The 18,261-nt window shown below is 71.9% G+C and carries 15 protein-coding genes, 2 pseudogenes and 1 riboswitch; of the genes and pseudogenes, 8 read left to right on the top strand and 9 right to left on the bottom strand.

What is annotated here, in order from left to right; all coding sequences use genetic code 11:
- Positions 1 to 158 precede the first annotated feature (158 nt).
- The 5 genes from rlmN (at position 159) to ACFV2S_RS13475 (ending at position 5,982) form a co-directional block, all read left to right on the top strand.
- On the top strand, positions 159 to 1,271 hold the full coding sequence (gene rlmN, locus ACFV2S_RS13495; protein ID WP_385557373.1) for a 23S rRNA (adenine(2503)-C(2))-methyltransferase RlmN: 1,113 nt from the start codon (positions 159 to 161) through the stop codon (positions 1,269 to 1,271).
- Positions 1,272 to 1,300: 29 nt separating this feature from the next.
- Positions 1,301 to 1,410, top strand: a riboswitch (TPP riboswitch).
- A gap of 75 nt (positions 1,411 to 1,485) precedes the next feature.
- Positions 1,486 to 2,580: a thiamine ABC transporter substrate binding subunit gene (locus ACFV2S_RS13490; protein ID WP_385557370.1), complete on the top strand. Its 1,095-nt coding sequence runs from the start codon at positions 1,486 to 1,488 to the stop codon at positions 2,578 to 2,580.
- A 38-nt stretch (positions 2,581 to 2,618) separates the two neighbouring features.
- Positions 2,619 to 4,232: an ABC transporter permease gene (locus tag ACFV2S_RS13485; protein ID WP_385557749.1), complete on the top strand. Its 1,614-nt coding sequence runs from the start codon at positions 2,619 to 2,621 to the stop codon at positions 4,230 to 4,232.
- Positions 4,232 to 5,254, top strand: a complete 1,023-nt coding sequence (locus ACFV2S_RS13480; protein WP_385557367.1) for an ABC transporter ATP-binding protein — start codon at positions 4,232 to 4,234, stop codon at positions 5,252 to 5,254. Before ACFV2S_RS13485 ends, ACFV2S_RS13480 begins: the two co-directional genes overlap by 1 nt.
- Positions 5,255 to 5,334: 80 nt before the next feature.
- A complete protein-coding gene (locus ACFV2S_RS13475; protein ID WP_385557746.1) occupies positions 5,335 to 5,982 on the top strand; it encodes a dihydrofolate reductase family protein in 648 nt (215 codons plus the stop codon).
- A 92-nt stretch (positions 5,983 to 6,074) separates the two neighbouring features.
- On the opposite strand, the pseudogene ACFV2S_RS13470 reads toward ACFV2S_RS13475, so the two are convergent.
- The 4 genes and pseudogenes from ACFV2S_RS13470 to ACFV2S_RS13455 form a co-directional block, all read right to left on the bottom strand.
- Positions 6,075 to 7,217: pseudogene (locus tag ACFV2S_RS13470) on the bottom strand (hypothetical protein); the annotation flags it as partial.
- On the bottom strand, positions 7,199 to 7,927 hold the full coding sequence (locus tag ACFV2S_RS13465; RefSeq protein WP_383797707.1) for an ABC transporter ATP-binding protein: 729 nt from the start codon (positions 7,925 to 7,927) through the stop codon (positions 7,199 to 7,201). The pseudogene ACFV2S_RS13470 and the gene ACFV2S_RS13465, both read right to left, overlap by 19 nt.
- A gap of 203 nt (positions 7,928 to 8,130) precedes the next feature.
- Positions 8,131 to 9,510, bottom strand: coding sequence for an aspartate aminotransferase family protein (locus tag ACFV2S_RS13460; RefSeq protein WP_385557363.1), 1,380 nt, complete (start codon positions 9,508 to 9,510; stop codon positions 8,131 to 8,133).
- On the bottom strand, positions 9,495 to 10,001 hold the full coding sequence (locus tag ACFV2S_RS13455) for an Lrp/AsnC family transcriptional regulator (RefSeq protein ID WP_383797709.1): 507 nt from the start codon (positions 9,999 to 10,001) through the stop codon (positions 9,495 to 9,497). Before ACFV2S_RS13455 ends, ACFV2S_RS13460 begins: the two co-directional genes overlap by 16 nt.
- Before the next feature lie 191 nt (positions 10,002 to 10,192).
- Here ACFV2S_RS13455 and ACFV2S_RS13450 point away from each other — a divergent pair, with 191 nt between their 5' ends.
- The 3 genes from ACFV2S_RS13450 (at position 10,193) to ACFV2S_RS13440 (ending at position 13,702) form a co-directional block, all read left to right on the top strand.
- Complete coding sequence (locus ACFV2S_RS13450; RefSeq protein ID WP_385557359.1) at positions 10,193 to 11,629, top strand: gamma-aminobutyraldehyde dehydrogenase; 1,437 nt, start codon at positions 10,193 to 10,195, stop codon at positions 11,627 to 11,629.
- Between the two features lie 142 nt (positions 11,630 to 11,771).
- On the top strand, positions 11,772 to 12,935 hold the full coding sequence (locus ACFV2S_RS13445) for a PotD/PotF family extracellular solute-binding protein (RefSeq protein ID WP_385557355.1): 1,164 nt from the start codon (positions 11,772 to 11,774) through the stop codon (positions 12,933 to 12,935).
- A 236-nt stretch (positions 12,936 to 13,171) separates the two neighbouring features.
- Complete coding sequence (locus ACFV2S_RS13440) at positions 13,172 to 13,702, top strand: hypothetical protein (RefSeq protein WP_385557352.1); 531 nt, start codon at positions 13,172 to 13,174, stop codon at positions 13,700 to 13,702.
- Here the strand turns inward: ACFV2S_RS13440 and ACFV2S_RS13435 are convergent.
- The 5 genes and pseudogenes from ACFV2S_RS13435 to ACFV2S_RS13415 form a co-directional block, all read right to left on the bottom strand.
- Positions 13,684 to 14,844 (bottom strand): serine hydrolase domain-containing protein, encoded by a 1,161-nt coding sequence (locus tag ACFV2S_RS13435; protein ID WP_385557349.1) that lies wholly within the window; start codon positions 14,842 to 14,844, stop codon positions 13,684 to 13,686. The two genes, ACFV2S_RS13440 and ACFV2S_RS13435, sit on opposite strands and share 19 nt — an antisense overlap.
- Before the next feature lie 96 nt (positions 14,845 to 14,940).
- Positions 14,941 to 15,645, bottom strand: a complete 705-nt coding sequence (locus ACFV2S_RS13430; RefSeq protein ID WP_385557346.1) for a response regulator — start codon at positions 15,643 to 15,645, stop codon at positions 14,941 to 14,943.
- Positions 15,642 to 16,763: a sensor histidine kinase gene (locus ACFV2S_RS13425; protein ID WP_385557343.1), complete on the bottom strand. Its 1,122-nt coding sequence runs from the start codon at positions 16,761 to 16,763 to the stop codon at positions 15,642 to 15,644. Before ACFV2S_RS13425 ends, ACFV2S_RS13430 begins: the two co-directional genes overlap by 4 nt.
- Before the next feature lie 14 nt (positions 16,764 to 16,777).
- A complete protein-coding gene (locus tag ACFV2S_RS13420; RefSeq protein WP_383792277.1) occupies positions 16,778 to 17,557 on the bottom strand; it encodes an SAM-dependent methyltransferase in 780 nt (259 codons plus the stop codon).
- Positions 17,554 to 18,156 (bottom strand): annotated as a pseudogene (locus ACFV2S_RS13415) (glycerophosphodiester phosphodiesterase); the annotation flags it as partial. The gene ACFV2S_RS13420 and the pseudogene ACFV2S_RS13415, both read right to left, overlap by 4 nt.
- Positions 18,157 to 18,261 lie beyond the last annotated feature (105 nt).

The raw sequence follows: 18,261 nt of genomic DNA, 5'->3' as shown, positions 1-18,261 counted from the left end.
TCTGGAAGGGCTCGTGGCGCGTGCGCTGCGGGCCCTTCCGTCGTCCTCGCCGCTGCGGGGACGGTCCAGTGAGGTCTCCTGGCTCCGGCATCGTGATGCCGTCCCTCCCGCCGACGCGGGGATGCCGGACCTCGTGCCGTCTGAGGAGACACCCGATCGTGGCCCGTCCAGTGCCCGGAGAACTCACTTTCGTCGCCCCCCGCGGAGCCAAGAAGCCGCCGCGGCACCTGGCCGACCTCACGCCCGCCGAGCGGAAGGAGGCCGTCGCCGCGATCGGCGAGAAGCCCTTCCGCGCCAAGCAGCTGTCGACGCACTACTTCGCGCGGTACGCGCACGACCCCGCCGAGTGGACGGACATCCCGGCCGCCTCGCGCGAGAAGCTGGCCGGGGAGCTGCTGCCCGACCTGATGTCCGTGGTGCGGCACATCTCGTGCGACGACGACACCACCCGCAAGACCCTGTGGCGGCTGCACGACGGCACGCTCGTGGAGTCGGTGCTCATGCGTTACCCGGACCGGGTGACCATGTGCATCTCCTCGCAGGCCGGCTGCGGGATGAACTGTCCGTTCTGCGCGACCGGGCAGGCGGGCCTCGACCGGAACCTGTCGACCGCCGAGATCGTGCACCAGATCGTGGACGGCATGCGCTCCCTGCGCGACGGCGAGGTGCCCGGCGGACCGGCGCGGCTCTCCAACATCGTGTTCATGGGCATGGGCGAGCCCCTCGCCAACTACAAGCGGGTCGTCGGCGCCATCCGGCGGCTGACCGACCCCGAGCCCGACGGGCTCGGCCTCTCGCAGCGCGGCATCACCGTCTCCACCGTCGGTCTCGTGCCCGCCATGCTGCGCTTCGCCGACGAGGGCTTCAAGTGCCGCCTCGCCGTCTCGCTGCACGCGCCCGACGACGAGCTGCGGGACACCCTCGTGCCCGTCAACACGCGCTGGAAGGTGCGGGAGGTCCTCGACGCGGCCTGGGAGTACGCGGAGAAGTCCGGGCGCCGGATCTCCATCGAGTACGCCCTCATCCGGGACATCAACGACCAGGCCTGGCGCGGTGACCTGCTCGGCAGGCTCCTCAAGGGCAAGCGGGTGCACGTCAACCTGATCCCGCTGAACCCGACGCCCGGTTCGAAGTGGACGGCCTCCCGCCCCGAGGACGAGAAGGCCTTCGTCGAGGCTATCGCCCGCCACGGCGTCCCGGTGACCGTGCGGGACACCCGCGGCCAGGAGATCGACGGTGCCTGTGGACAGCTCGCGGCCGCCGAGCGCTGACCTTGTAGTCTGAGCTCGAACACATCTCCATATTCCGACAGGGGAGCGCCACAGCGCTGAGAGTGCGGTAACCGTAGACCGCAGACCCTCTGAACCTTGCCCAGGTCATTCTGGGTAGGAAGTTCGGTCGTAACTCAAGCTGTTGCGCCCTGCCCGCGTCCGCCGGACGCGGGCAGGGCCGCGTCTCTTCCTGGTCATACCCAGGAGGAATCCAGTGAGCATCAAGAAGGCCGCCGCCGCCGCGCTCGTCGCGGCGCTCGGCGTCACCACCCTGGCCGCCTGCGGCACCGACGAGGTCCGCGGTGCCGCCGGCAAGACCGACCGGCCCGCGCCGAAGACGGTCACGCTGGTGAGCCACGACTCCTTCAACGCCTCCAAGGAGGTGCTGGCCGACTTCACGAAGCAGACCGGCTTCACGGTCAAGGTCCTCAAGAGCGGCGACGCCGGTGAGGCCGTCAACAAGGAGATCCTGACCAAGGGCTCCCCGCAGGGCGACGTCTTCTTCGGCGTCGACAACACGCTGCTGTCCCGCGCCCTCGACAACGGGATCTTCGTCCCGTACGAGGCGAAGGGCCTGGACCGGGTCCCGGCCGCGTACCAGCTCGACAAGGAGCACCGGGTCACCCCGATCGACTCCGGTGACATCTGCGTCAACTACGACAAGAAGTACTTCGCCGACAAGAAGCTGGCGCCGCCGGTGACCTTCGACGACCTCGCCGAGCCGGCGTACAAGGACCTGCTGGTCGTGGAGAACCCCGAGCGGTCCTCCCCGGGCCTCGGCTTCCTCCTCGGCACGGCCGCGAAGTACGGCGACGACGGCTGGCAGGACTACTGGAAGAAGCTCAAGGCCAACGGCATGAAGACCGTCGACAGCTGGGAGCTCGCCTACAACCAGGAGTTCTCCGGCTCGGCCGGCGGCAAGCAGGCCAAGGGCGACCGGCCGCTGGTCGTGTCGTACGCCTCCAGCCCGCCCGTCGAGGTGCTGTACGGCGAGCCGCAGCCGAAGACGGCGCCCACCGGCGTCTCCACCGGCACCTGCTTCCGGCAGACCGAGTTCGCGGGCCTGCTGAACGGCGCGAAGAACCCCGAGGGCGGCAAGGCGCTGATCGACTTCCTGATCTCCAAGAAGTTCCAGGAGGACATGCCGCTCCAGATGTTCGTCAACCCGGTGGCGAAGGACGCGGCCCTGCCCGAGCTCTTCACGAAGCACGGCGTCGTGGTCGACAAGCCGGAGACCATGGCCCCCGAGAAGATCGCCGAGAAGCGTGACCCGTGGATCCAGCAGTGGTCGTCGCTCGTTCTGAAGTGACGCGGGACGTCCGGGGGAGCGTGACGCGGCTCGGTCTCATGGCCCTGCCCGTCGCGTTCTTCGGGCTCTTCTTCGCCTGGCCCGTCGTGTCCATCGTGGACCGGGGGCTGCGCCCCGACGGCACCTGGCGGTTCGACCGGATCGGCGAGACGCTGACCCGGCCGGACATCCTCGACGTGCTCGGCTTCACCGTCTGGCAGGCGCTCGCCTCCACCGGCCTGACCCTGCTGGTCGCGCTGCCGGGGGCGTACGTCTTCGCCCGCTTCGACTTCCCCGGAAAGAGCGTGCTGCGGGCCGTCGTCACGGTCCCCTTCGTGCTGCCGACCGTGCTCGTCGGCACGGCGTTCCTGGCGCTCGTCGGCCGGCACGGGCTCACCGACGAGCTGTGGGGGCTGCGCCTCGACACCAGTGTGTGGGCGATCCTCCTCGCGCACGTCTTCTTCAACTACGCGGTCGTCGTGCGGACCGTCGGCGGCCTCTGGTCGCAGCTCGACCCGCGCCAGGAGGAGGCCGCCCGGGTCCTCGGCGCCTCGCGCTGGAGGGCCTGGCGGACGGTGACCCTGCCCGCCCTCGTGCCGGCGGTGGGAGCGGCCGCCCTCATGGTCTTCCTCTTCACCTTCACCTCCTTCGGCGTCGTGCAGATCCTCGGCGGGGACGCGTACTCCACGTTGGAGGCCGAGATCTACCGGCAGACCGCCCGGCTGCTGGACCTGCGGACGGCTGCCGTCCTGACCCTCGTCCAGTTCGTGGCCGTCGGCGCGATCCTGGGTGTGCACGCCTGGACGGTACGGCGGCGGGAGACCGCGCTCAGGCTGGTGGCGCCGGAGTCGACCGCGCGCCGGCCGCGCGGCGCCGGGCAGTGGGCGCTGCTCGCGGGCGTCCTCGTCTCCGTGGCGCTGCTCATCCTGCTGCCGCTGGGAGTGCTCGTGGAGCGCTCCTTCGCGGGGCCCGACGGCTACGGGCTGCGCTACTACCGGGCGCTCGGCTCGCTCGACGAGTCCGGGACCTTCCTCGTCCCGCCGCTGGAGGCCGTCGGGAACTCGCTGCGGTACGCGGTGGCCGCCACCGCCATCGCCGTGGCCGTCGGCGGGCTCGCGGCGGCGGCCCTCACCCGGCGGGCCGGGCGCCTCACCCGGGGCTTCGACGCGCTGCTCATGCTGCCGCTCGGGGTCTCGGCCGTCACCGTCGGCTTCGGCTTCCTCATCACGCTCGACGAGCCGCCGTTCGACCTGCGGGCCAGCTGGATCCTCGTACCGCTCGCCCAGGCCCTGGTCGGCGTGCCCTTCGTCGTACGGACGATGCTGCCGGTGCTCCGCGCGGTGGACGAGCGGCTCCGGGAGGCGGCGGCCGTGCTCGGCGCCTCGCCCTGGCGGGCCTGGCGGGAGGTGGACCTGCCGCTGGTGCGGCGGGCGCTGCTGATCGCGGCCGGGTTCGCGTTCGCGGTGTCGCTCGGCGAGTTCGGGGCGACCGTGTTCATCGCCCGGCCCGACAGCCCGACGCTGCCGGTGGCGGTGGCCCGGCTGCTCGGCCGGCCCGGTGAGCTCAACTACGGCCAGGCGATGGCCCTCTCGACGATTCTGATGGTGGTGTGCGCGGTGTCCCTGCTGCTGCTGGAACGGCTGCGCACCGACCGGACCTCCGGGGAGTTCTGATGCTTTCGATCGAGGACGCGACCGTACGGTTCGGGGAGCGGGCCGTGCTGGACGGCGTGGACCTGGAGGTCGCCGAGCACGAGATCGTGTGCGTGCTCGGCCCCAGCGGCAGCGGCAAGTCCACGCTGCTGCGGTCCGTCGCCGGGCTCCAGGCGCTCGACCGTGGCCGGGTGCTGCTCGGCGGCGCCGACCAGGCCGGGGTGCCGGTGCACCGGCGGGGCGTCGGCCTGATGTTCCAGGACCACCAGCTGTTCCCGCAGCGGGACGTCGGCGGCAACGTCGCCTTCGGTCTGCGGATGCGGGGCGCGCGGAAGACCGAGCAGGCCGAGCGGGTGCGGGAGCTGCTCGACCTCGTCGGCCTGCCCGGGGCCGAGCGGCGGTCCGTCGCCGCGCTCTCCGGCGGCGAGCAGCAGCGGGTGGCGCTGGCCCGGGCCCTCGCGCCCCGGCCCCGGCTCCTGATGCTCGACGAGCCGCTCGGCCAGCTCGACCGGGGGCTGCGGGAGCGGCTCGTGGTGGAGCTGCGGCAGCTCTTCGGGCGGCTCGGGACGACGGTCCTCGCCGTCACCCACGACCAGGGCGAGGCCTTCGCGCTCGCCGACCGGGTCGTGGTCATGCGGGACGGACGGATCGCCCAGTCGGGGACGCCGGTCGACGTGTGGCGGCGGCCCGCGTCGGAGTTCGTCGCGCGGTTCCTCGGCTTCGACAACGTGGTGGCGGCGCGGGTCACCGGCGGTGCCGCGCAGACCGTGTGGGGGAAGGTCCCCGTCCCGGACGGCTCGCCGGAGGGGGAGCGGCGGCTCCTCGTCCGCCCGGGCGGCGTGCGGCTCGTGCCCGACGGCCCGGCCTGGACGGTGGAGACCCGGACCTTCCGGGGCAGCCATGTCGTCGTACGGCTCCGCCCGGCGGAGGGGCCCGCGCTGGAGGCCGAGCTGCCGCTCCGTGAGGCGCCGGAGGAGGGCGCCCGGGTGGGGCTGGAGTTCCGGGTGGAGGACGTGGTGGTGCTGGAGGACGACATGCCGTAGCGGCTGCGATGAGTTTCCCGGGTCGGGGGAGTCTCCTGTTCGTACGGCATCCACTTGTCGACCACGCGGGAGGAACAGTCATGGGCCAGTTGCTCAGAGTGCAGAACTTCATGGTCTCGTCCGACGGATTCGGTACGGGGGAGGGGCAGAGCCTGGAGCGGCCGTTCGGGCACGCGGATCCGGGAGCCCTCTTCGCCTGGGCGGGGGCCACGGCGAGCTGGCCGAACCGCACCGACCCAGGGGGCAGCCGGGGCCTCGACGACTACTTCACCCGGGACTTCGCCCGGAACATCGGCGCCGAGATCATGGGCCGCAACAAGTTCTCCCCCCTGCGCGGGCCCTGGGAGAACGAGGAGTGGCGCGGCTGGTGGGGCGACGAGCCGCCGTTCCACACGCCGGTGTTCGTCCTGACCCACCACGCGCGCCCCTCGTTCACGCTCTCCGACACCACCTTCCACTTCATCGACGCCGACCCGGCGACGGCCCTCGCGACGGCGCGGGAGGCGGCGCAGGGGAAGGACGTCCGCCTCGGCGGCGGCGCCACCACGATCCGGGAGTTCCTCGACGCCGACCTCGTCGACACCCTGCACATCGCGGTCTCGCCGGTGAAGCTGGGCGCGGGGGTGCGCTTCTGGGACTCGCCCGACGAGCTCCTCGACCGCTTCCACCGCGACGTCGTGCCGAGCCCGGGCGGCACCGTGACGCACCACCTGTACTGGCGGAAGTGACCTGCGGACGGGACGGCGCCCTTCCGCGGGGGCTCCGCGGTCCGCGCCCCTGACCGCACCGCCGCGGGCAGGCGTCGCCAGGGCCCTGACGGCAGGGGGAGGGCCGCCAGTGTCGCGACCGCCCAGGTCAGGGGGAGGAAGACGGCCAGGAGCGCGCCGGCGCGCAGCAGGGCCGCCGTGCGCAGGACGGTGGGCGGGGCGCCGATGCGGAGGAGGGCCTCGGTGGTGTGGGCGCGGCCCTGCCGGGACTCCAGCGCCGCGGTGAGGAGCGTGGCGCTGGTGCACGCCAGGATCAGGGCCGCGCCGAGGCCGGTGAGGGGGCCGAAGGCGTCGGAGCCGGCGTCCGCGTCGTACAGGGAGGCCGCCGCGAGGGTGCCCGAGACCACCGCGCTGACCACGCCGAGCGGGCGGCCGATGCGGCGGGCCTCGTCCATCAGGACCCGGCCGGCGAGCAGCCGGGTGGCGCCCGGCCGGACGGCCTGGAGGAGCCGGCCGCAGCCGTGGGTGAGGCCGGGCCCCGCCAGGGCGAGGCCCACGGCGGTGAGGACCCAGCCGGCGAGGACGCCCGCCGGGTTGCCGTCGAAACGGCCCGGCAGGGGCAGTCCGCTCCCGGCGCCGCTCTGCGCGGCGTACGTCTCGATCGCGAGGCCGACCGCGACGAGCGCGACGCCCCAGGGCAGCCCGGACGGCATCGCCGTCTCGGCGCCCTCGGGCGCGGCGGGCGCCGTGCGGGGGCGCAGCGCCAGGCCGGCCGCCGTGGCGGCGGCGACCGGGAGCACCGCGAGCAGGGTGAGGGCGGCGGCGAGCGGGATCGGCTGGTCGGCGGCGAGGAGCCCGGCGGCCGCCCCGTCGAAGGGGAGGCCCGTGATGTCGCCGCGCAGGTGCAGGTAGAACAGGAGCGCGACCACCGAGCCCAGCGTGCAGGCGACGGCCGTCGACGCGGCGGCGATCGCCGTGAGGCGGGCGGGGCCGAGGCCGATGGCGGAGAGTCCGGGGCGCGGCCGGGTACTGGGGTCGGTGCGGGCCACCGCGACGGCGAACTGGACGGTCGCGGCGAGCGGCAGGGCGCACCACAGGAGCCGCAGCACCGAGGCGGAGGACCGCTCGGGGTGTCCGACGGCGTATCCGAGGGTGCAGAGCAGGAGGAATCCCACCCCCGCGGCCGCGGCGGCGACGAGCAGCCGGCGCGTGAGGACGAGGGGGTGGGTCCCGCGGGCTAGACGGAGAGCGAGCACGCGGCGACGCCCTCCGCCCCTGACACCGGGGGTACGGCGCCGACCCTGCGTCCGTCGAGGAGGGCGACGGTGCGGTCGGCGAGCGCCGCGACCTCGCCGTCGTGGGTGGCCAGGAGCACGGTGATGCCGTGCGAGCGGGCCGCGGCCGCGAGGGTGCGCAGGACCTGCGCGCCGTCGGCCCGGTGCAGGGTGGCGGTGGGTTCGTCGGCGAAGAGGACCGACGGGGTGGTGACCAGGGCGCGGGCGATCGCGATGCGCTGCCGCTGGGACTGGGTGAGCGCGTGCGGCCGCTTGCGGGCGCAGGCGCCGATGTCGAGCCGCTCCAGCCACTCCAGGGCGGCGGTCTTCGCGGCCCGGTGGGAGGTCCCGCGGAGCAGCAGCGGCAGGGCGGTGTTCTCCCAGCCGGTGAGCTCGGGGACGAGGCCGGGCTCGGGGTCGATCCAGCCGAAGCGGTCGCGGCGGAGCCGTTCGCGCTGGGCGGGGCCCAGGGTGTGCACGGGGCCGCTGTTGAACCAGACCTCGCCCTGCTGGGCGACGAGCTGGCCGGAGAGGCAGCGCAGGAGGGTGGTCTTGCCGCTGCCGCGGGGGCCCACGACGGCGAGGATCTCGCCCTCGCGGACGCCGAGGGAGACGCCGCTGAGCGCGTCCGAACCGCCCAGGGCGCAGTGCAGGGAACGCGCCCAGAGCACGTCGTTGTCCGGTGGGGCCATCGCGTACACCTCGTGTCGGATCCGATACTCGCCTTCCCCCGTCCGGGGGAACGAAGGGACGGGCCTGTCGGTCACTCGGCACCGTAAGGATTCAGATCCGGTTGTACGGACAGCACACGGCCCGGGCGGCGACCATCCACTCGGATGGCCGCACACCCGGGCCGGGGTCACGCCGTGAGGGCGGCGTGATGCTGGGAGGACCTTTAGAGCTTGGTCCAGGCCTCGGTGAGCACGTTGCGCAGGATGCCCTCGATCTCGTCGAAGGTGCCCTGGTCGGCGATCAGCGGCGGGGCCAGCTGGATGACCGGGTCGCCACGGTCGTCGGCACGGCAGTACAGGCCGTTGTCGAACAGCGCCTTGGAGAGGAAGCCGTACAGGACGCGCTCGGTCTCCTCGTCCGTGAAGGACTCCTTGGTGACCTTGTCCTTGACGAGCTCGATGCCGTAGAAGAAGCCGTTGCCGCGGACGTCGCCGACGATCGGGAGGTCGTGCAGCTTCTTCAGGGTGTTGAAGAAGTTGCCCTCCTGGTCGAGGACGTGCTGGTTCAGGCCTTCCTTGTCGAAGATGTCCAGGTTGGCGATCGCGACCGCCGAGGACACCGGGTGGCCACCGAAGGTGTAGCCGTGCAGGAAGGTGTTGTCGCCCTTGTAGAACGGCTCCGCGATGCGGTCCGAGACGATGCAGGCACCGATCGGGGAGTAGCCCGAGGTCATGCCCTTGGCGCAGGTGATCATGTCCGGCACGTAGCCGAACTTGTCACAGGCGAACATCGTGCCGAGGCGGCCGAAGGCGCAGATCGTCTCGTCGGAGACGAGGAGCACGTCGTACTGGTCGCAGATCTCGCGGACGCGCTGGAAGTAGCCGGGCGGCGGCGGGAAGCAGCCACCGGCGTTCTGCACCGGCTCCAGGAAGACGGCCGCGACGGTGTCGGGGCCCTCGAAGAGGATCTGCTGCTCGATCTGGTCGGCGGCCCAGCGGCCGAAGGCCTCGGGGTCGTCGCCGTGGATCGGGGCGCGGTAGATGTTGGTGTTCGGCACCTTGTGCGCGCCGGGGACCAGCGGCTCGAAGGGGGCCTTCAGGGCCGGCAGGCCGGTGATGGACAGGGCGCCCTGCGGCGTGCCGTGGTAGGCGACCGCACGCGAGATGACCTTGTACTTGGTGTGCTTGCCCTGCAGCTTGAAGTACTGCTTGGCGAGCTTCCAGGCGGTCTCGACGGCCTCGCCGCCACCGGTGGTGAAGAAGACCTTGTTCAGGTCGCCCGGCGCGTAGTCCGCGAGACGCTCGGCGAGCTCGACGGCCTTGGGGTGCGCGTACGACCACACGGGGAAGAACGCGAGTTCCTTGGCCTGCTTGTACGCGACCTCGGCCAGCTCCTCGCGGCCGTGTCCGGCGTTGACCACGAAGAGACCCGCGAGACCGTCGAGGTAGCGCTTGCCCTTGTCGTCGAAGATGTAGGTGCCCTCACCACGGACGATGGTGGGAACGGGCGAGTTCTCGTAGGACGACATGCGGGTGAAGTGCATCCACAGGTGGTCGTACGCGGTCTTGGAGAGGTCCTGGGTCACGGTTATCGGGTTCCCCACATGTAGGTCTGCTTCTTGAGCTTGAGGTAGACGAAGCTCTCGGTGGAGCGCACGCCGGGCAGGGTGCGGATGCGCTTGTTGATCACATCCAGCAGGTGATCGTCGTCCTCACAGACGATCTCCACCATCAGGTCGAAGGAGCCCGCGGTCATCACCACGTACTCGCACTCGGCCATGGCCGTGAGCGCCTCCGCCACCGGATCCAGGTCACCCTCGACGTTGATGCCGACCATCGCCTGCCGCCGGAATCCCACGGTGAGCGGGTCGGTGACGGCGACGATCTGCATGACGCCCTGGTCGAGCAGCTTCTGGACGCGCTGCCTCACGGCGGCTTCGGAGAGGCCCACGGCCTTGCCTATCGCCGCGTAGGGACGGCGACCGTCCTGCTGGAGCTGTTCGATGATCGCCAGGGAGACGGCGTCGATCGTCGGGGACGAACCGGTTCCGGTTCTGGAGTCTGTGCTTCGACTGGCCACGGCTTCACTGTGCACCGAGATTGGCAGTCGCGCAAGCCGGGAGCGATGAAATTCGTTGTCATGGGCTCCAGATCTCACCGAATCCGAAGTTGCGGAGGGTCGGGGCTGTTGAAAGCGTCAGTCGAGCGATTAGGCTGAAGGTGTCTCGCCCATCGGGACACCGCACAAGGACGTGCGAAGACAGAACGTGACAGGAGGGGTGGCAAGTGACCACCGAGCTGCGCCGGCTGCGTAACTACATCAACGGGGAGTTCCGCGACGCGGCCGACGGCCGCACCATCGAGGTGGTCAACCCGGCCACCGGTGAGGTGTACGCCACCTCCCCGCTCTCCGGGCAGGCCGACGTCGACGCCGCCATGGAGGCCGCCGCCGCGGCCTTCCCCGCCTGGCGTGACAGCACGCCGTCCGAGCGCCAGAAGGTACTCCTCAAGATCGCGGACGCGTTCGAGGAGCGTGCCGAGGAGCTCATCGCCGCCGAGGTGCTGAACACCGGCAAGCCGACCGCCCTCGTCGGGAGCGAGGAGGTCCCGCCGATGGTGGACCAGATCCGCTTCTTCGCGGGTGCCGCCCGACTGCTCGAGGGCCGCTCGGCCGGCGAGTACATGGAGGGCATGACCTCGATCATCCGCCGCGAGCCGGTCGGCGTCTGCGCCCAGGTCGCGCCGTGGAACTACCCGATGATGATGGCCGTGTGGAAGTTCGCCCCGGCCCTCGCCGCGGGCAACACCGTCGTCCTCAAGCCCTCGGACACGACCCCCGCGTCGACGCTCCTGATGGCGGAGATCATCGGGCAGATCGTGCCCAAGGGCGTCTTCAACGTCGTCTGCGGCGACCGCGAGACGGGCAAGGCCATGGTCGAGCACCCGACCCCGGCGATGGCCTCCATCACCGGCTCGGTCCGCGCCGGCATGCAGGTCGCCGAGTCGGCGGCCAAGGACGTCAAGCGCGTCCACCTGGAGCTGGGCGGCAAGGCCCCGGTCGTCGTCTTCGAGGACACCGACATCGAGTCCGCCGTCGGCGACATCTCGGTCGCGGGCTTCTTCAACGCCGGCCAGGACTGTACGGCCGCGACCCGTGTCCTCGTGCACGAGTCCATCCACGACGAGTTCGTCGCCGCCCTCGCCAAGGCCGCCGCCGAGACGAAGACCGGACAGCCGGACGACGAGGACGTGCTCTACGGCCCGCTCAACAACGCCAACCAGCTGAAGCAGGTCGCCGGCTTCATCGAGCGCCTCCCGGCCCACGCCAAGGTCGAGGCCGGCGGTCACCGCGTCGGCGACAAGGGCTACTTCTACGCCCCGACCGTCGTCTCCGGCCTCAAGCAGGACGACGAGATCGTCCAGAACGAGGTCTTCGGCCCGGTCATCACCGTCCAGTCCTTCACGGACGAGGCCCAGGCCCTGGAGTTCGCGAACGGCGTCGAGTACGCCCTCGCCTCCTCCGTGTGGACCAAGGACCACGCGCGCGCGATGCGCATGTCCAAGGCCCTCGACTTCGGCTGCGTGTGGATCAACACCCACATCCCGCTCGTCGCCGAGATGCCGCACGGCGGCTACAAGAAGTCCGGCTACGGCAAGGACCTCTCCGCCTACGGCTTCGAGGACTACACGCGCATCAAGCACGTCATGACCTCGCTGGGCTGATCCTCCCCGGCCTCCGCGCGGCCCCGGCACCCCTGATCGACAGGGTGTCGGGGCCGCGCGCCGTCGCTCGACGGACCGTCCATTGCCGCAGGTCGCGGAGGGGCGGGATGCTGGCCGGGTGAGAGCGACAGCCAGGAAACACATGTCCCGCCGGTCCCTGCTGCGCGGCATCGGCGGTGTGGGCGCCGCGTCCTTGCTCGCCGGGTGCGGGGTCCCCGCCGCCTACGTCGAGGAGGGCGACCGGGCCGGCCGGGACCTCTCGGCGCGTGACCGGACGCTCGACTTCGCGAACTGGCCGCTGTACATCGACACCGACGACGAGAACACGTCGAAGCGTCCCACCCTGGACGCCTTCCGGAAGCGGACCGGGATCTCCGTCCGGTACACCGAGGAGATCAACGACAACGACGAGTTCTTCGGCAAGATCAGCCCGTCCCTCATGAACCACCAGGAGACCGGCCGCGATCTGATCGTCGTCAGCGACTGGATGGCGGCCCGCTTCGTCCGCCTCGGCTGGGTCCAGGAGATGGACCGCGCCGCCCAGCCGCACGTCGCGAAGAACCTCAGCCCGCAGCTCACGTCGCCCGCCTTCGACCCGGGCCGGCTGCACAGCGTGCCCTGGCAGTCCGGGATCACCGGCATCGCGTACAACCGCAAGAAGCTCGGCCGGGAACTGCGCTCCACCAAGGAGCTGTGGGCCGACGACCTGCGCGGCAAGGTCACCCTGCTCTCCGGGCTCGACGAGTCCTTCGCCCTGCTGATGCTGGGGAACGGCGTCGACGTGACGAAGTGGACCGGCGAAGACTTCCACGCCCTGTGCGAGCAGATCGAGGGGCTCGTACGGACCAAGCACATCCGGCGCTTCACCGGCAACGACTACATCAAGGACCTGTCCACCGGCGACGTCCTGGCCTGCCAGGCGTACTCCGGCGACGTCATCCAGCTCCAGGCGGACAACCCGGACATCGAGTTCGTCGTCCCCGAGGAGGGCGCCGAACTCTGGGCCGAGTCCCTCATGATCCCCAACCTCGCCCAGCACAAGTCCAACGCCGAGAAGCTCGTCGACTACTACTACGAGCCCGAGGTCGCCGCCGAACTCGCCGCCTGGGTCAACTACGTCTGCCCCGTGCCCGCCGCGCAGCAGGTCCTCGCCGACTCCGGCGACGAGGAGCTCGTGGCGCTCGCCGAGGACCCGCTGATCTTCCCGGACGCCGACATGCGGAGCCGGCTGGCCATCGCCCGGGACATCACGTCCGAGGAGCGCCAGGAGTTCGCGAAGAGGTGGAACTCGATCGTCGGGCTGTGAGGTCCGCGGTCATGGCGGACGCGCGCGGAGGCGGTGTGGCGGACGGGAGGACCGCCCACCCGCTTCCGAACGCGGGGCGGGAGGACCGCCCCCCCCGTTTCCGAACGCGGGGCGGGAGGACCGCCCCCCCCGTTTCCGAACGCGGGGCGGGAGGACGGCCCACCCACTTCTGAACGCGCTCAAAAATACCCGCCCCCTCTTTCTGAACGCGTTCAAGAGGGGTGTACGTTGTCCCCATGAGCGACACGAACGGGCCGAGAGCCCTTCTCACGCGCATCCGCGTCTGGCTGATCCTCTTCGTCGTCTGCCTGGTCCTCAGCGGGGCCACCGCCTTCCCGCTCGTCACCGAACTCCGGCTCCTCGACTCCGCGTTGACCGGCTGGGCCTCTCCGGTCCCGGATCTCCTGCCCGGCCTCGGCGAGTGGATCCACCGGGTCAGGGGCGGCCTGGAGGCGGCCGACGAGCAGGCCCCGTACCTGCTCTACGGCACCGACTGGCTCGCCTTCGCCCACCTCGTCATCGCCGTCGCCTTCTACGGCCCCTACCGCGACCCCGTCCGCAACATCTGGGTCATCGAGTTCGGCATGATCGCCTGCGTCGGCATCATCCCCCTCGCCCTGATCTGCGGCCCGATCCGGGACATCCCCCTCTGGTGGTCGGTCGTCGACATGTCCTTCGGCGTCATCGGCATCCTCCCCCTGCTCCACGTACGCCGACTGATCAAGCGGCTGGAGGCCCTGGACCCCGTTCAGTCCGGCAGGCCGTAGGCCGCGACCATCAGGCTCAGGGCCGTCGGGTTCATGTCCTGGCCCTTGGCGTCGGTGGCGTTGACGCTGTAGACGAGGGTGCGGGCGCCGTCGCGGGTCGACGCGATCGCCGTGTTGTAGCCCCAGCGGCCGCCCGTCTTGCCCCAGACCTCACGGCCGCCCAGCCGCTTCATCGACAGCCCGGCGGAGTACGCCGCCGGCTTGCCGGACGCGAGGTCCGGGACCTTCGGGAGCGTGAACATCTCCTCCAGGAGCGGACCGCGCACCACCCGGCCCTGGAACAGCGCCCGGGTGAAGCGCTCCAGGTCGGCGGTGGTGGAGACGAGGTCACCGGCCGCCCAGCCGTCCGTCGTCCCCCACACCGAGACGTCCCGCAGGCCCGTCGAGCCGTCGTCGAGCCGCATCGTCTGGTAGCCGTGGTTGTACGGGCCCCTGATCTCGGGGTCCGTGCCCGGGAAGTACGTGTCCCGCAGCCCGAGCGGGCGCAGGATCCGCCGCTCCACCTGGTGCTCGTACGAGTCGCCCGTGACCCGCTCCACGATCAGACCGGCGATCGTGTAGCCGATGTTCAGGTAGTGCTGCTTCGTGCCCGGCCGGAACTCCCGCGGCCGGGCCGTCGCCGACCGGACCATCTCCTCCGGCGTGTGGACCGTGAAGCGGTTCGCGTACCACTCCTCGACCGTCTCGCCCGGCATGTCGGCCGCCGGGATGCCGTGGGTGTGGTTCAGGAGCTGGCGCACCGTCACCGTGGCGTAGCGGCCGGGGATCAGGTCCGGGAGGTACGCGCGGGCCGGCCGGTCCAGGTCGATCCGGCCCTCGGCGGCCAGCTGGAGCACGGTCGCCGCCGTGAACACCTTGGTCACCGAACCGGCCCGGAAGCGGGCCGCCGGGTCGGCCGGGGCGTTCGTCCCCAGGTCGTGCACGCCCCCACTGCCCCGCCAGGAACCCTCGCTGCCGCCGACCCGGACCAGCGCGGCCGTCGCGTCGGCCCGCGGGAGCCCCGCGATGACCGCGCTCAGATCGGGACTCGACACCTGTACCGCCGACTGCGAGGTCGCGGCGAAGGCCGGGGTGAGCGCCGGACCGGCCGCGACGCCCAGGACCAGGGCGGCGGCGAGCAGGGTGCGGGTGGACGTCCTCATGGTCAACTCCGTGGGTGTGAGCCGTTGTTCTCGATGGCTCCATCCTGCTGACCCGCGGCGATCGGCGGATCGCCCGCACCGGCGGTCTTCCGCCGGTCAGTTGCTCCCCGGCCCGGGGGAGGGAGCGGGCCCCGCGCCTCCCCCGGGCGGGGGAGAGCCCGCCGCGACCAGGCCCGTCTCGTACGCGCAGATCACCGCCTGGATCCGGTCCCGCAGCCCCAGCTTGGCCAGCACGTTCCCCACGTGCGTCTTCACCGTGTGGTCGCTCACCACCAGCTCCGCCGCGATCTCCGCGTTCGACAGGCCCCGGGCGAGCAGCAGCAGCGTCTCGCGCTCCCGGCCCGTGAGGACGTCCAGCCGGGGATCCGATCTGCGCGGGCCGCCCGCCGTGTACTGCTCCACGAGCCGCCGGGCCACGGACGGCGCGAGCAGCGAGTCGCCCGCCGCCACCACCCGTACCGCGTGCACCAGGTCGTCCCGCCGCACGTCCTTGAGGAGGAAGCCGCTCGCGCCCGCGTGCAGCGCCTCGTACACGTACGCGTCGGTGTCGAAGGTCGTCAGCATCACCGTCCGGCAGCCGGACTCCGCGCTGATCGCCCGGCAGGCCTCGATGCCGTCCGTCCGGGGCATCCGGATGTCGAGCAGCGCCACGTCCGGCGCGAGCCGGCGCACCGCCTCGACGGCCTCCGCCCCGTCCCCGGCCTCCGCCACCACCTCGATGTCCGGCTGCGCGTCCAGGATCATCGCGAAGCCGCTGCGCACCAGTTCCTGGTCGTCCGCGACCACCACCCGGATCGTCATGTCGTCTCCTTCCCCACGGGCAGCAGGACCCGCACCTCGAATCCCCGGCCGCCCGGGCCCGGGCCCGTCTCCGCCGTCCCGCCGTGCGCGGCGGCCCGCTCCCTGATGCCCACGAGTCCGTGCCCGCCGGGACCGCCCTGCGGCCCGCGCCCGTCGTCGGTCACCGTGACCCGCAGGACCCCGTCGGCGTGGGCGAGCCGGACGTCGGCCGTCCGGGCCTTCGCGTGCTTGACCACGTTCGTCAGCGCCTCCTGCACGATCCGGTAGACGCTCGCGCCGGTCGCCGCGGGCACCGCCCGCACCCCGCCCTCCGTCGCGTACCCGACGGCCAGGCCGCCGTCCCGCACCCGCTCCAGGAGCGCCGGGAGGTCGCCGATCCCCGGCTGCGGAGCCCTCGGCGCGTCCTCGCCCTCCCGCAGCACGCCCAGCATCCCGCGCAGCTGGGTCATGGCGTCGCGGCCCGCCGCCGAGATCGCGTCGAACGCGGCCTCCGCCCGCTCCGGCGCCGCCCGCACGGCCAGCGGACCGGCCTCCGCCTGCACGATCATCAGGCTCACCGCGTGCGAGAGGATGTCGTGCATCTCCCGGGCGATCCTGGCCCGTTCACGCGCCGCCGCCCGCTCCGACTCCACGGCCTGCGCCCGCTGACGGGCGTCGGTCAGCCGTCCGAACGCGTAGGCCGCGCCGAACACGAAGAGGGAGAAGGTCAGTTCACGCGCCGACTGGGTGTTGAGCCACACCGAGGCCGGCACCGCGACCAGCATGAGTCCCGCCGTCACCAGCCGCTGCCACGGAGGTGCGAGCACCGCGATCGTGTAGACGCTCACCAGACCCGTGTACGGCAGCGGCTGCCCCGGCCCCTCGACGGCCAGCTTGTACAGCGTGCTCGTCGCCAGGATGGCGAGCAGCACCGCCATCGGCGCCCGCCGTCGCCACACCAGCGGCACCACGGTGAGGCTGGTCAGGCCGTACGCGGGCCAGGTCGCCGGCTCCAGCTCGGGCCCGCGCGGCACCACGAACGGCATCGTCATCGCCGCCTGCACGACGAGCGCGAGCCCGATGTCCACCGCCCGCGGATGGGCGGCCCCCCACGTGCGGAGCTCCCGCAGCTCCCGCATCCCCCGTATGCCCATTACGGCTTGCGGCCCACCGCGCCGAACTGCGCCACCACGGCGCCCTCCCCGGAGCGCCAGCGGGAGCAGGAGACGATGCCCGGCTCCAGGAGGTCGAGGCCGTCGAAGAAGGAGGTGAACTCCTCGCGGGTGCGGGCGGTGATCGGCGGAGTCGCGTTCTCGTTCCAGAAGTCCATCGCGGCCTTGTTGCCCTCGCCGCCGAGCTCCGGCTCCACCGTCGGGTGGGTCAGCACCAGATGGCTGCCGGAGGGAACGGCGGCCATCAGGGTCCGCACGACCGACCGGGCCTTGTCGGTGTCCAGGACGAAGTTGAGGATGCCGAGCATCATCACCGCGACCGGGCGGGAGAGGTCGAGCGTGCCGACGGCCGCCGCGACGATGCGCTCCGGGTCGTGGGCGTCGGCGTCGACGTACTCCGTGACGCCCTCCGGCGCGCTCGTCAGGAGCGCACGCGCGTGCGTGAGGACGATCGGGTCGTTGTCGACGTAGACGATCCGGGCGTCGGGGGCGATCCGCTGCGCCACCTCGTGGGTGTTCTCGGCGGTCGGCAGGCCCGTCCCGATGTCCAGGAACTGGCGGACGCCCTCCTCGGCGGCCAGATGCGTGACCACCCGTCCGAGGAACGCCCGGTCCGCGCGGGCCACTTCGCCGATGCTCGGGTAGAAGCCGGTGACCTGGTCGCCGACCGCCCGGTCCACCGGATAGTTGTCCTTGCCGCCCAGCCAGTAGTTCCACACCCGGGCGTTGTGGGCGATGTCGGTCCGGATCCGGTCGTTCATGTCTGCGTCCTTCGGAGCACGGCGGCGAGTGCGTCGACCCGGTTCGTGGTGATCGAGTCGACCCCGTTCCCGATCAGCTTACGCATCGTGCGCCGGGTGTCCGCCGTCCAGGCGGAGACCAGCAGCCCGTCCCGGTGGGCCCGCTCGGTCAGGGCCCGACTCACCAGACCGAAGCGGTAGTTGAGCCACCTCGGCCGCACGGCGTCGAGGAGCACCGGCCGGGGCGGGGCGAGCGAGGTCCACGTCAGGGCGATCTCCGCGGACGGGTCGGCGGCCCGCACCTGGAGCATCGCCACGGCGCCCGCGCAGTAGTAGACGCGCTCCCCGGCCCCGCACTCGCGGACCGTGCGGACGATCGCCCGGACCGAGTCCTCGTTCCCGCCCGGCAGGTCGAGCATCAGCCGGTGGTCCCCGGCGGTGAGCAGCGCGTCCCGGAGGGTCGGCACCCCGCCGCCGGTCAGCTCGGTGAGGCGCGCGTGCGTCAGCTCCGCGAGCGGGCGGTCGTGGCCCCACAGGCGCTTCAGGGTGTCGTCGTGGAGGAGGACGGGCACGCCGTCCTCCGTCAGCCGGACGTCGATCTCGACGGCGTCCGCCCCCCGCGGGGGGGGCGCGGGGGGGGGGGGGGGGGGGGTTTATAGAGCCCCGGAGGGGTGGGCGCCGGGGGGCTGAGGGCTGAGAATGGGGCGTTGGCCCATAATAAACGG

Origin of the sequence: Streptomyces sp. NPDC059695 (assembly GCF_042733785.1) — a bacterium.
Lineage (GTDB): Bacteria > Actinomycetota > Actinomycetes > Streptomycetales > Streptomycetaceae > Streptomyces.
This window is presented reverse-complemented; position numbering and strand designations above follow the sequence as displayed.